Genomic DNA, 12,703 nt, shown 5'->3' with positions numbered 1-12,703 from the left:
CGGGGAATGACCATGCGTTTAATCAATCGTCATCCGGGTCTCGGCGGACGGCTGCTGCTTATGCTGCTGCCGTTTGTGCTGCTGATCGCCCTCTATTTCACCAGTTCGGCCGTCCGGCTGGCGGACAATCCCAGCGACAAGCTGCTGCCCAGCGCCGCGCAGATGGTCGAGGCGATAGAACGCGTCGCCTTTACCGCCGACAGACGCAGCGGCGAATATCTCCTGTGGGCGGACACCGCGGCCAGTCTGAGCCGGCTGGCGATCGGACTGGGCGTCGCCTCGCTGGCGGGGCTGTGCCTCGGCATCGCCGCCGGAGTATTCCCGCTGTTCAGGGCGTCGCTCTCCCCGCTGATGACCGTGCTGTCGATGATCCCGCCGCTGGCGATACTGCCGATTCTGTTTATCGTTTTCGGCCTGGATGAGCTGTCGAAAGTGATGCTGATCGTTATCGGCATCACGCCGGTACTGGCGCGCGATCTCGAACAGCGCGCCCGCGAAATCCCTCCCGAACTGTTGATCAAGGCGCAAACGCTGGGCGCCAATAGCTGGACGCTGGTGCTCAGGGTGGTGCTGCCCCAGTTGCTGTCGCGGCTGCTGGTTTCACTGCGCCTGATGCTGGGCTCCGCCTGGCTGTTCCTGATCTCCGCCGAGGCCATTTCAGCCACCGCGGGCCTGGGTTATCGGATATTCCTGGTGCGCCGCTATATGGCCATGGACGTGATCCTGCCTTACGTGGTGTGGATCACGCTGCTGGCCTGGCTGATGGACTACGCCTTAAGACGTCTCAACCGCTACTTTTTCCCCTGGTCCGAGGGGGAAAAAGGATGAGTTTTATTCAAATCAACAATATCTGGCAGGAGTACGGCGACCACGTGGTACTGGAACGCCTGAACCTCTCCATCAAGGAAGGGGAATTCTGCACCATGGTGGGCGCATCCGGGTGCGGCAAGTCGACGTTTCTACGCTTGCTGCTGGGGCAGGAAAAACCGAGCCGGGGCAGCCTGCTGCTGGAAGGCAAGCCGCTGGCGGATGAGCCCGACGCCAGCCGGGGCGTGGTGTTTCAGCGTTACTCGGTCTTCCCGCACCTGAACGTGCTGGACAACGTGGTCATCGGCCCGGAGCTGCTGCATGCCCGCGTCACCGGCCGCTTCTTCGGACGCCGCAAGCGCCGGGCCAGGGAAGAGGCGACGCATCTGCTGCAGCGGGTAGGGCTGGGACAGGCGCTGGATAAATACCCCGGCCAGCTGTCCGGCGGTATGCAACAGCGCCTGGCCATTGCGCAGGCGTTCATCATGCGTCCGCGCATTCTGCTGCTGGATGAACCGTTCGGCGCGCTCGACCCCGGCATTCGCAAAGATATGCACCAGCTGCTGCTGGCGCTGTGGCAGGAAACCCGCCTCACCGCCTTTATGGTCACCCACGACCTGTCGGAAGGTTTCAATCTCGGCACCCGGCTGCTGGTGTTCGACAAGGTTCGGCTCGACCCCCAGGCGCCGAACGCCTACGGCGCGCGCGTGACCTACGACATTCCCCTGAACGCCGATCGCCTTGCCGCGCGCCGCGCCCTTGCCACGCTGCCGCCGCACATCGCCCCGGCGCCGGCGACCGATCACTTATAAGGACTTTAGCCATGACCAACCCATTGATTTTACAGTCTGCTTTATATGAAGAAACCGTCCCCGGCGGCGGGCACGCCTCGTTTGTCCTGCGCCGCGGCCAACTGCTGCGCATCACCGATATCGAGGGCGACGCCAATGTCAGCCTGATGCTGCTGAATGCGGCCCAGCCCAGCGAACGGCTTAATCTGCCCGATACCCTGAAAGGCCAGCACACGGCGAAACTCACCGTCGGCCACTGTCTCTATTCGGATATGGGCCGGGTGCTGGCCGCCGTCACCGCCGACACCTGCGGCTGGCACGACAGCTTCGGCGGGGTGCTCAACGCACAGGAAGTCGAGGAGAAATACGGTCCGGGACGCTATCAGGAACAGCGCAACGCCTTCCATCGCAACGGCGTGGATAACCTGCTGGTGGAGATGGGGAAATGGAACCTGAATCTGCAGGACCTGCTGATGGTCGTCAACCTGTTCAGCAAGGTGACGGTGGATGAAAACGGCGGCTTCCACTTCCAGCCGGGTAATGCCAAGGCCGGGGACTACGTCGAACTCTACGCGCCGATGGATACGCTGGTGATACTCACCGCGCTCCAGCACCCTATGGACCCCAATCCGCGCTATTCCCCCAAACCCGTGCGACTGAATTGGCTGCGGCCAAACGGCGACGGCATCACCGAACTTTGCCGGCATTCGCGCGCGGAAAACGCCCGCGCCCTGCATAACACTGAACGCCAATACCTGTGAGGGATAATACGATGAGCTTAACCACCAGCCACCTTCAGCCGGAACAGGCGCTGTCGCGTCATGTGATCCCGGCGGGCGAACCCTATCTGTTCGAAGTTAAAACAGGCCAAACGCTGCGCCTGCTCGATCTGGAAGGCAACCAGGCCGTCGATACGCTGTTTTACCGCGCCGCCGACCCGCGGGAGCGCTACGATCCGCAGCGCACGCTGCGCCGTCAGAACAACGTCTATCTGACCACCGGCAGCGTACTCTATTCCAATCTCGGCAACCCGCTGCTGACCATCGTCGCCGACACCTGCGGCCGGCACGATACGCTCGGCGGCGCCTGCGCCCAGGAGAGCAACACGGTGCGTTATGCGCTGGATAAACGCTATATGCACAGCTGCCGCGACAACTTCCTGTGCGCCTGCCTGCACGACGGCCGTCTGGATAAGAGAGACATCGGCGCCAATATCAACTTCTTCATGAATGTCCCGGTCACGCCCGAGGGGGGACTGACCTTCGAAGACGGCATCTCGGCGCCGGGAAAATACGTCGAACTGCGGGCGGAGACCGACGTCATCGTACTGATCTCCAATTGCCCGCAGCTCAATAACCCCTGCAACGGCTGGAACCCCACCCCGGCGGAGGTGCTGATATGGTCGTGACGAGGCGAAAATCAACCGCCCGGCGACGCGGACCAAACAGCGCGATAACCGCCACGGCGCGCCACGGAGCCTGATGCCTCGGCATCCGCGCCGCGGACGACCCTGGCGCAGAACAGCAGAAGCAGGACGACCTGCCCATTTCCGAGAGCGTTTCACATGTTTGAAAACGTATTGATTGCCAATCGCGGCGCCATCGCCTGCCGTATTTTACGCACCCTGCGCGACCTGAACGTGCCGGGCGTGGCGGTCTATTCAGAAGCCGACGCCGCCAGTCTGCATGTCCGGCAGGCGGACGTCGCGGTCAGCCTGGGAGACGGCCCCGCGGCGCAAACCTATCTGATGGTGGATAAGATCCTCGACGCGGCCAGAAAAACCGGGGCCGACGCCATTCACCCCGGCTACGGTTTCCTGTCGGAAAACGCCGCCTTCGCCGAAGCCTGTGAAGCCGCCGGGATCGCCTTTATCGGCCCCACGCCGCAACAGCTGCGCGTATTCGGCCTTAAACATACCGCCCGCGCGCTGGCGAAGGCTCAGCGCATTCCCCTGCTGGAGGGGTCGGCATTGCTGGAAGATGCGGACGCCGCGCTGGCGGCGGCGAGCGCCATTGGCTACCCGGTGATGCTGAAAAGCACCGCGGGCGGCGGCGGCATCGGCATGCGCGTATGCCGGCGCGCCGACGAACTGTCGGAGGCTTTCGACAGCGTTCGCCGTCTGGGGCAGAACAATTTCAGCGATGCCGGGGTATTCGTCGAAAAGTATATCGAACGCGCCCGTCACCTGGAGGTACAGATTTTCGGCGACGGCGGCGGAGAGGTGCTGGCGCTGGGCGTACGCGACTGTTCGGTACAGCGGCGTAACCAGAAGGTGCTGGAAGAAACGCCTGCGCCGAACCTGCCGGCCGGAATGGATAAAGCGCTGTGCGACGCGGCGGTCAAGCTGGCCCGGGCGGTCGACTACCGCAGCGCGGGTACGGTCGAGTTCATCTACGACGGCCAGGACGAACGCTTTTATTTTCTTGAGGTCAATACCCGCCTGCAGGTTGAACACGGCGTTACCGAACAGGTGTGGGGCGTGGATCTGGTGCGCTGGATGCTGCAACTGGCCGCGGGGGAACTGCCGCCGCTGGCCGAGCTGCCGCGGAGCCTGGCGCCGCGGGGCCATGCGATTCAGGCCCGGCTGTACGCCGAAGATCCGGGGCGCAACTTTCAGCCCAGCCCTGGGCTGCTGACGGCGGTCGGCTTCCCTCACGCCGAGGGTAGATCGCTGCGCATCGATACCTGGGTCGAAGCGGGATGTGAGATCCCGCCCTATTTCGACCCGATGATAGCCAAACTGATCGCCTGGGCCCCCGACCGGCAAGAGGCCTTAACCGCCCTCGATCGGGCGCTGGCCGATACGGCGCTCTACGGGGTGGAAACCAACCGCGATTATCTGCGCCAGATCCTGAAGGATACGCCATTCGCCAGCGGACGGCCCTGGACCCGCTGTCTGGAAACGCTGGTTTATCAGGCCAGTACGTTCGAGGTGTTGGCCGCCGGCACGCAAACCACGGTGCAGGATTATCCCGGACGTATCGGTTACTGGGCCGTGGGGGTTCCGCCCTCCGGGCCGATGGATAGCCGCTCGCTCTGTCTGGGAAACCGCCTGCTGGGCAACGACGCGGGCATGGCGGCGCTGGAAGTGACCATGAGCGGCCCCGCCCTGCGCTTCAATACCGCCGCCGTCGCCGCGGTGACCGGGGCCGAACTGCCGATACAGCTGGACGGACGGCCGCAGCCGATGAACGCCGCCTTCATCATCCCGGCGGGCGCCACCCTGCGGCTGGGCACGATTACCGGGGCGGGCGCACGCAGCTATCTGTGCCTGCGGGGCGGCGTTCAAGTACCCGATTATTTAGGCAGCAAAAGCACCTTTACGCTGGGACAGTTCGGCGGCCATGCCGGTCGCGCGCTGCGCGCGGGCGACGTGCTGCATCTGCCCGCGCTGCGTGACGACGCCGGCGGCGCGCGGCTGCCCGACGACCTGATCGCCACGCTGCCCGCGGTGCGCGAAATGCGGGTCATTTATGGCCCGCACGGCGCCCCCGAGTATTTCACGCCCGGCTATATCGACCGTTTTTTCGCCACCGAGTGGCAAGTCCACTTCAACTCCAGCCGTACCGGCGTGCGCCTGATCGGCCCGAAACCGGAATGGGCGCGGGAGAGCGGCGGCGAGGCGGGATTGCATCCCTCCAATATCCATGACAATCCTTACGCCGTCGGCGCCGTGGATTTCACCGGGGATATGCCGGTGATCCTCGGCCCGGACGGTCCGAGCCTGGGCGGCTTCGTCTGTCCGGTCACCGTCATCGAGGCCGACCTGTGGCAACTCGGCCAGCTCAAGGCCGGCGACAAGGTGCGCTTTACCCCGGTCAGCATTGAAACGGCGCGGGCGCTGGCCGTGGCGCGCAAAACGGAATATGCCGAATTGCGGGCGCAGGCGTTCGATTGGCGACCGCACCCGCTGCAATCCCCGGTGGTGCTCGACTGCGGACGGGGCGACCGGCGGCTGGCGGCCCGCCTCAGCGGCGATACCTATCTGCTGCTGGAGCTGGGCGAACCGGAGTTGGATCTGGCGTTGCGCCTGCGCGGCCACGTGCTGATGCAAATGCTGCAGGCGGACGACATTGACGGCATTATCGATATCACCCCGGGGATCCGCTCGCTGCAAATCCACTATCGCCCGGAAACGCTGCCGCTGCCGCAGCTGCTGCGCAGGGTGGCCGACCTGTGGCAAAAGGTCGCTGAAAAACAGGATTTGCGCGTCCCTTCGCGTATCCTGTACCTGCCGCTCTCCTGGGATGACCCCGCCTGCCAGTTGGCGATCGAGAAATACATGACCACGGTGCGCAAGGACGCGCCGTGGTGCCCGAGCAATCTGGAGTTTATCCGCCGCATCAACGACCTGAACGATCTGGACGACGTCCACCGCCTGGTGTTCGCCGCCAGCTATCTGGTGATGGGGCTGGGCGACGTCTATCTGGGCGCGCCCGTCGCCACGCCGATCGATCCGCGCCATCGTCTGGTCACCACCAAATACAATCCGGCGCGCACCTGGACGGCGGAAAACTCGGTGGGCATCGGCGGGGCCTATATGTGCGTGTACGGCATGGAAGGGCCCGGCGGCTATCAGTTTGTCGGCCGCACCCTGCAAATGTGGAACCGCTACCGGGACGTGGCGGCGTTCGACGGCAAGCCCTGGCTGCTGCGCTTTTTCGATCAGATCCGTTTCTATCCGGTCTCCGCCGACGAGCTGCTGCAAATTCGCCGCGACTTCCCGCTGGGACGCTATCCGCTGCGCATTGAACACGGCGAGCTGGCGCTGGCCGACTATCAGGCATTTCTCGAACGGGAGGCGGACGGCATCGCCGCGTTTCGCCGGCGGCAGCGGGCGGCGTTCAACGCCGAGCGGCTACGCTGGGCCGACGCCGATCGGGCGCCTCTCGACGGCGAAGCCGAACACGCGCAACCGCCGGAAAGCGCCCCCCTGCTGCCCGGCCAATATGGCGTCGAAAGCCCGATCGCCGGCAACCTATGGCAGGTGGCGGTGGCGGTGGGCGCTCAGGTCGCGCCAGGCGACACGCTGGTGGTGCTGGAGTCCATGAAGATGGAAATCCCGCTCGCCGCCCCCTGCGCGGGGGTGGTGCGCGAAGTGCGGGTACGGCCGGGATCGCCCGTCAGCGCCGGGCAGTGCGTCATTGTTATTGAAGAAGAGTGAGGAAAATACCATGCAACCGACTTTCGATCTGCGCCTGGATACGCTGCAGGACGCCTACCGGCAAGGCCAATTGACGCCGCGCGCGCTGCTGCAACGGCTGCGCGCCGCGGCAAGCGCGCTCAACCCTGAATTCCACCTGTTCATCCATCCGCTGAGCGCCGACGAACAGGAACCCTATCTGGCGGCGCTGGAACGGCAATCCCCGGCGTCCCTGCCGCTGTACGGCATTCCCTTCGCCATCAAGGACAATATCGATCTGGCGGGCATCCCCACCACCGCCGCCTGTCCGGCCTATGCCTATGTGCCGCAAAAAAGCGCCACTATCGTTGAGCAACTGATCGCCCTCGGCGCCATCCCCGTCGGGAAAACCAATCTGGATCAGTTTGCGACCGGCCTCAACGGCACCCGCTCGCCCTATGGGGAGTGCCGCAACAGCGTGCGCCCCGACTATCCGGCGGGCGGCTCCAGCGCCGGCTCGGCGCTGGCGGTGGCCCTCGGTTTAGCCAGTTTCGCGCTGGGAACGGACACCGCGGGTAGCGGGCGGGTGCCCGCCGCCTTGAATAATCTGGTCGGATTGAAAGCCAGCAAGGGACTGATTTCCACCGCCGGCGTCGTTCCCGCCTGCCGCACGCTGGACTGCGTAACCTTTTTCACCGCCGGCGCCGCGGAGGCCAGCCAGCTGCTGGAGCTTATCGCCCGGCGAGATCCCGACGACGCCTACAGCCGCGACAATCCGCAATGGAACGACGCCGGCGCCTTCGGCCAGCCGCGCCCCGGCTTCCGCTTTGGCGTGCCGGATAAGCTGGAATTTCTCGGCTGTCCTGAAAGCCCGGCATTATTCGCCGCCGCGGTTGAACGCCTGAAAGCGCTGGGCGGCACCCCGGTCAACATTGATTTTTCCCCGTTCCTGGAAGCCGCCAAATTGCTTTATGAAGGGCCGTGGACGGCGGAGCGTTACAGCGTGGCGGGCGAGCTTATCGAACGCCAGCCGGACGCCGTGCTGCCGGTGATCCGCGATGTGCTCGCCGCAGCCCCCCGCCGCAGCGCCGTGGATGCCTTTCGCGCCCAGTACCGGCTACAGGCGTTGAAAACCCTTTGCGATCGCACCATGGCCGACGTGGAGTGCGTCCTGACTCCCACCTATCCGCGCGCGGTGACGCTGGACGAACTGCACGCCGAACCGGTCAAACGCAATGCCGATCTCGGCTACTACACCAACTTTATGAACATGCTTGACTATGCGGCGGTGGCGCTGCCCGCCGGGTTCCAGGCCAACGGCCTGCCCTGGGGCGTGACCCTGTTCGGCCGCGTCTTCACCGATCAATACCTGCTCAGCCTGGCCGCGGCGTGGCAGCGCGACCAGGCGCTGCCGCTGGTCGGCGGGCAAACGCCGAACGAAACGGCGCCGCAACGCGTTGCCCGCAACGACCGGGCCCGGCTGGTGGTGTGCGGCGCGCATCTCTCAGGCCAGCCCTTAAACGGGCAGTTGACACGCCGCGGAGGCCGACTGCTGCAGGCGACGCAGAGCGCGCCGCACTATCGGCTGTATGCGCTGGCGGGCGGCCCGCCGCTGCGGCCCGGCATGGTGCGCGTGGATGACGGCGGCGCCGCCATTGAGGTCGAGGTGTGGGAACTGCCCAGCGCGGAGCTCGGCTCCTTTCTCACCGGGATCCCCGCGCCGCTGGGACTGGGGAAAGTTCAGCTGTCCGACGGCAGTTGGGAAACCGGTTTTATCTGTGAACAATACGGCTTGCGGGACGCGCAGGACATCACCCACCTGAAGGGCTGGCGCGCCTATCTGAACGGCGGCGCGCGGCAGGGAGCCTAAAGGGCAACGGTTAAATTCAGGGATGGCGGACGGCCCGTAAACCGCGGATTTACGGGCGCGCGCAGCAAGCGGTTATTGCGCCGCGGCGTCCCAGACCGCGTGGGTCATGGCGCCGTCGCCGGGGTCTTTTTTGATCACCGACGCGCCGCCGCCGCTCAGCAGCACCTCCACCGTACGCCGATAGGCCGCCGGTTCCAGATAGCCGATTTTCGGCGTGTCGGCATTGGTAATCAGCTTGGCGACGTTCTCCATCTGCCGTTGCTGTACCTCTAACGTCGCCGAGCCGGACATATCCTCATTCACCACGATCTCCGCCGCTTCGGCCGGGTTCTTCACCGCGTCGTTCCAGCCCCGGTAGGTCGCTTTCAGAAATTTCGCCATTTTGGCGACGAACGCCGGATCCTTCAGGCTGGATTCCAGCACGTAGAGGCCGTCCTCCAGGGTGGAGACGCCCTGATCCTCATAGGGGAAGGAGATCAGTTCGTCCGGCTTCATTCCCGCGTCGATCAGCTGCCAGTATTCGTTGTAGTTCATGGTGGAAATGCAGGCCGCCTGATTTTGTAGCAGCGGATCGACGTTAAAGCCCTGCTTCAACACCTTGATATCCTTATCCGGCTGGTAGCCCAGCTTGTGCATCCAGTTGAAGAAGGGGTACTCGTTGCCGCCGAACCACACCCCCAGCGTTTTGCCCTTCAAGTCCGTCGGGGTTTTAATCCCCGTCGATTTGCGGCAGGTCAGCATCATGCCGGAACGGTCGAAGATCTGGGCGATATTCACCAGCGGCACCCCGGACTCGCGCGCCGCCAGCGCATCCGGCATCCAGTTGACGATTACGTCCGCCGATTTGCCGGCGATAACCTGCACCGGGGAGATATCGGTGCCGCCGGGTTTGATGGTGACGTCCAGCCCCGCCTCCTGGTAATAGCCTTTCGCCTGCGCCACGTAGTAGCCGGCGAACTGGGACTGCGGCAGCCATTTAAGCTGCAGGGTGACCTTCTCGGCAGCCCGGACGCCGGTGGTCAGGGAAAGCGCCAGCGTGGCGGCGGCCACGATAAGACAGGTGCGAAAAGCGGAACGATCTCTCATCTGAGTATCCTCGGAGTAAAGTGGAACACACAACGACGAACGGACTACGACTCCCCGCGTACCGAGGGGTGCCAGAAATTGACCTTCTTCTCCAACCGCACCAGCAGAGCGTAAAACAGCGACCCCACCACGGAGGCCACCACGATCGCCGCCCACACCGTGGACATATGCATGCGCGCCGCCTCGGTTGAAATACGGAAACCCAGCCCGGACGTGGGAGAGCCAAAAAACTCGGCGACGATCGCGCTAATCAGCGCCAGGGCGGCATTGACTTTCAATGCATTGAAAATAAAGGGTAATGCGGCCGGCAAACGCAATACCCACAGCGTTTTGCGCGGCGTGGCGGCGTAGCAATACATCAGCTCGCGCTCCAGCTTGCCGCTGGCCTGTAGTCCCGCCAGGGTGCTGACCAGCGCCGGGAAAAAGGTCACCAGCACGATCACCGCCGCCTTGGAGGGCCAGTCGAACCCAAACCACATCACCGCAATCGGCGCCACGCCCACCAGCGGGATGGTGCTGGTCAGGTTGGCCAGGGGCAACAGGCCGCGTTGCAGAAACGGCAGCCGGTCAATCAGAATGCCCACCGCAATGCCCATGCCGCTGCCCAGCAGATAGCCCACCAACACGGCTTTCACCACCGTCTGCACAAAATCGCCCGCCAGCAGCCCGGCGTTTTCATACAATGCCCGCACGATATCCAGCGGGGCGGGCAGCAAAACCTGGGGCACCGCGAATACCGTGACCAGCAATTGCCAGAAGTAGAGCACCCAGGCGCCGAACAGCGCGGCCACCGCGCCGTCCGGCAGGCGGCGACCGTTGAGCGCGGCCAGCCGCTGCACGCTATGCCAGGCCAGCATCGCCAGCGCCGCCGCCGCCAGCCAGTACACGGCGTCAACTCGCTCCAGCATATCCGGCTGCATCAGCAGTGCGGCCGCCGCAACCACCGGCGCCATCAACAGCGCCAGCAACCACGGCGAACGCGACGGGTAAAGCGCCAGCATGGTCGCGCCCAGCAGCAGCAGCTCCACCATCAGCGCCCGCGTCGCGCCCGCGCCGCCGGGGATCAGCTGCCCCAGCCCCAGCAGCGTGGCGATCAGCGCCGCCACAATGCCGCCGCCGCCGGAAACATATCTACCCATCACCGTCCCCCTTTGCGGCGTTTCATCACGCCGTATTCCGTCAGGCTGACCAGCGCGGTCAGCAGCAGGCCCAGTAAAGACGCCATCACCAGCGCAGACCAGATCTGCACGGTATTGCCGTAATAAGAGCCGGTTAACAGGCGGGCGCCCAGGCCGGCCTGCGCCCCGGTGGGCAGCTCCGCCACCATGGTGCCTACCAGGCCGCTGGCGATGGCGACCCGAAACGCCGGGAAAAGATAAGGCAAGGCCGAGGGCAGCCGGACCATCCAGAAGGTATCGATACGGCTGGCGGCGTAGGTATGCACCAGCTCCATTTCCAGCTTCTGCGGCGAACGCAGCCCCTGAACGGTGGCGATGGTCACCGGAAAGAAGCAGAGATACATGGCGATGGCGGCTTTGGGCAGCAGGCCGGTAATCCCCAGGCTGCCGAGAATAATCAGCACGATCGGCGCAATGGCCAGCGCCGGCACCGTTTGCGAGGCCACGATCCACGGCAGCAGGGCTTTATCCAGCGTGCGGGAATGCACGATGCAAATCGCCAGCAGCAGGCCGAACGCGACGCCCATGACGAATCCGCTCAGGGCGGCGCTGGCGGTCACCCAGGTATGCAGCAGCAGGTTGCGCGGCGACGTCGGCGGCCATTTGGTCAGGCTGGTCCAGATATCCGCCGCAATCTGATGCGGCGTCGGCAGCACCGGGCGCGACATGTTCAGCGTGCTGCGCAGCAGATCGCGCCAGCCCCAGTCGCCCGCCGCGGCAAGGGTGCGGTCAATGGCCCCCGGCGCGTTCAGCGCGATCGCCAGCAGATACCACAACAGCAGCGCCGCGACGAGCACCGCCAACACCGGCAGCGCCCGATAACGCAAGGCGTCAATGTTCATGGTGTCCCTCGATTAGCGCTTCACGCACCTTCTGAGCCAGACGAATAAATTCCGGCGCATCGCGCAGGGACAGATCCCGCTCGTGGGGCAAGGGGGAGTCAATGATTTTGACGATGCGGCCGGGGCGCGGCGACATAATGACGATGCGGGTGGAGAGGTAAACCGCTTCGGAAATGGAGTGGGTGACGAACGCCATGGTGCGCCGTTCGCTGTACCAGAGCTGCTGCAACTGCTGGTTGAGGTTATCGCGGGTCAGTTCGTCCAGCGCGCCGAACGGTTCGTCCATCATCAGAATCTTCGGCTCGAACCCCAGCGCGCGGGCGATGGACGCGCGCTGCTGCATCCCGCCGGAGAGCTGCCACGGATATTTTTTCTCAAATCCGCTCAGGCCGACGCGCGCCAGCTGCTCGCGGGCGATCTCCTCGCAGCGCGCGGGCAATACCCCTTGCACCTGCAGCGGCAGCATCACGTTAGCCAGCACGGTGCGCCACGGCAGCAGGACCGGAGCCTGAAAAACGTAGCCATAGGCCCGCGCCAGCCGGGCCTCCGCGGGCGTCATATCGTTGACCAGCACGTCGCCGGAGGTAATGGGCTCCAGATCGGCGATCACCCGCAGCAGCGTGGTCTTACCGCAGCCGGAAGGGCCGATAAAGGAGACGAACTCCCCCTGGCGAATGGTCAGATTAATCTCTTTCAGCGCCTGTACCGGCCGGTCGGCCGCCGGATAAATCACGTTGGCGTCGCGCACGACGATTGCCGCTCTGGCCGCGGCCGGAGCCGATGTCGTCGTTATGAGTGATGGCTCATCTGCATACATTGGTTGGCTCATTCCGGCTCCCCATGGCGGCGGTTTCTGACTAGTTGGTTAGGTTTCCGATCAAGCAGATGCCATTTCCATGCCAAGGTTTGTTTTTCCGCCGACCTTACCAATAACAAGGGAATCGGCTTTTCAGCCGGGAAGACGGAAAACACATTTGGTGCAAATCGCCGCCTGTTTGCCTCCATTT

10 protein-coding genes are annotated in these 12,703 nt (G+C 64.3%); 6 read left to right on the top strand and 4 right to left on the bottom strand.

All coding sequences use genetic code 11. The features are described from left to right. The first annotated feature begins 12 nt into the window (after positions 1-12). The 6 genes from DDT56_RS01140 (at position 13) to atzF (ending at position 8,590) form a co-directional block, all read left to right on the top strand. Positions 13-828 carry an ABC transporter permease gene (locus DDT56_RS01140; protein ID WP_136164674.1) on the top strand — a complete coding sequence of 272 codons (816 nt, stop codon included), beginning with the start codon at positions 13-15 and terminating at the stop codon, positions 826-828. Further along, complete coding sequence (locus tag DDT56_RS01135; protein ID WP_136164673.1) at positions 825-1,619, top strand: ATP-binding cassette domain-containing protein; 795 nt, start codon at positions 825-827, stop codon at positions 1,617-1,619. The genes DDT56_RS01140 and DDT56_RS01135 overlap by 4 nt, the downstream gene beginning before the upstream one ends. Before the next feature lie 11 nt (positions 1,620-1,630). Then, entirely contained in the window at positions 1,631-2,359 is a 729-nt protein-coding gene (locus DDT56_RS01130) for an urea amidolyase associated protein UAAP1 (protein WP_136164672.1), read from the top strand. A gap of 11 nt (positions 2,360-2,370) precedes the next feature. Beyond that, complete coding sequence (locus tag DDT56_RS01125) at positions 2,371-3,006, top strand: urea amidolyase associated protein UAAP2 (RefSeq protein ID WP_136164671.1); 636 nt, start codon at positions 2,371-2,373, stop codon at positions 3,004-3,006. Positions 3,007-3,162: 156 nt separating this feature from the next. Next, a complete protein-coding gene (gene uca, locus DDT56_RS01120; protein ID WP_136164670.1) occupies positions 3,163-6,762 on the top strand; it encodes an urea carboxylase in 3,600 nt (1,199 codons plus the stop codon). A gap of 10 nt (positions 6,763-6,772) precedes the next feature. Further along, a complete protein-coding gene (atzF, locus tag DDT56_RS01115) occupies positions 6,773-8,590 on the top strand; it encodes an allophanate hydrolase (RefSeq protein WP_136164669.1) in 1,818 nt (605 codons plus the stop codon). Positions 8,591-8,662: 72 nt separating this feature from the next. On the opposite strand, the gene DDT56_RS01110 is transcribed toward atzF, so the two are convergent. Genes DDT56_RS01110 through DDT56_RS01095 form a run of 4 tightly spaced genes read right to left on the bottom strand, consistent with a single transcriptional unit; the run spans position 8,663 to position 12,525 of the window. Then, positions 8,663-9,676 (bottom strand): ABC transporter substrate-binding protein, encoded by a 1,014-nt coding sequence (locus DDT56_RS01110; protein ID WP_210416951.1) that lies wholly within the window; start codon positions 9,674-9,676, stop codon positions 8,663-8,665. Positions 9,677-9,720: 44 nt separating this feature from the next. After that, on the bottom strand, positions 9,721-10,815 hold the full coding sequence (locus DDT56_RS01105) for an ABC transporter permease (protein ID WP_136164668.1): 1,095 nt from the start codon (positions 10,813-10,815) through the stop codon (positions 9,721-9,723). Continuing rightward, complete coding sequence (locus tag DDT56_RS01100) at positions 10,815-11,696, bottom strand: ABC transporter permease (RefSeq protein ID WP_136164667.1); 882 nt, start codon at positions 11,694-11,696, stop codon at positions 10,815-10,817. Before DDT56_RS01100 ends, DDT56_RS01105 begins: the two co-directional genes overlap by 1 nt. Next, positions 11,686-12,525, bottom strand: a complete 840-nt coding sequence (locus DDT56_RS01095) for an ABC transporter ATP-binding protein (RefSeq protein ID WP_136164666.1) — start codon at positions 12,523-12,525, stop codon at positions 11,686-11,688. Before DDT56_RS01095 ends, DDT56_RS01100 begins: the two co-directional genes overlap by 11 nt. Positions 12,526-12,703: the final 178 nt, after the last annotated feature.

This window comes from Brenneria corticis (assembly GCF_003115855.1).
In the GTDB taxonomy this organism is placed as follows: Bacteria; Pseudomonadota; Gammaproteobacteria; order Enterobacterales; family Enterobacteriaceae; genus Brenneria; species Brenneria corticis.
This window is presented reverse-complemented; position numbering and strand designations above follow the sequence as displayed.

Excerpts from the sequence above, each read along its gene's own strand:
- DDT56_RS01140 (WP_136164674.1), top strand. The coding sequence starts at position 13 with ATGCGTTTAATCAATCGTCATCCGGGTCTCGGCGGACGGCTGCTGCTT.
- DDT56_RS01135 (WP_136164673.1), top strand. The coding sequence starts at position 825 with ATGAGTTTTATTCAAATCAACAATATCTGGCAGGAGTACGGCGACCAC.
- DDT56_RS01130 (WP_136164672.1), top strand. The coding sequence starts at position 1,631 with ATGACCAACCCATTGATTTTACAGTCTGCTTTATATGAAGAAACCGTC.
- DDT56_RS01125 (WP_136164671.1), top strand. The coding sequence starts at position 2,371 with ATGAGCTTAACCACCAGCCACCTTCAGCCGGAACAGGCGCTGTCGCGT.
- uca (WP_136164670.1), top strand. The coding sequence starts at position 3,163 with ATGTTTGAAAACGTATTGATTGCCAATCGCGGCGCCATCGCCTGCCGT.
- atzF (WP_136164669.1), top strand. The coding sequence starts at position 6,773 with ATGCAACCGACTTTCGATCTGCGCCTGGATACGCTGCAGGACGCCTAC.
- DDT56_RS01110 (WP_210416951.1), bottom strand. The coding sequence starts at position 9,676 with ATGAGAGATCGTTCCGCTTTTCGCACCTGTCTTATCGTGGCCGCCGCC.
- DDT56_RS01105 (WP_136164668.1), bottom strand. The coding sequence starts at position 10,815 with ATGGGTAGATATGTTTCCGGCGGCGGCGGCATTGTGGCGGCGCTGATC.
- DDT56_RS01100 (WP_136164667.1), bottom strand. The coding sequence starts at position 11,696 with ATGAACATTGACGCCTTGCGTTATCGGGCGCTGCCGGTGTTGGCGGTG.
- DDT56_RS01095 (WP_136164666.1), bottom strand. The coding sequence starts at position 12,525 with ATGAGCCAACCAATGTATGCAGATGAGCCATCACTCATAACGACGACA.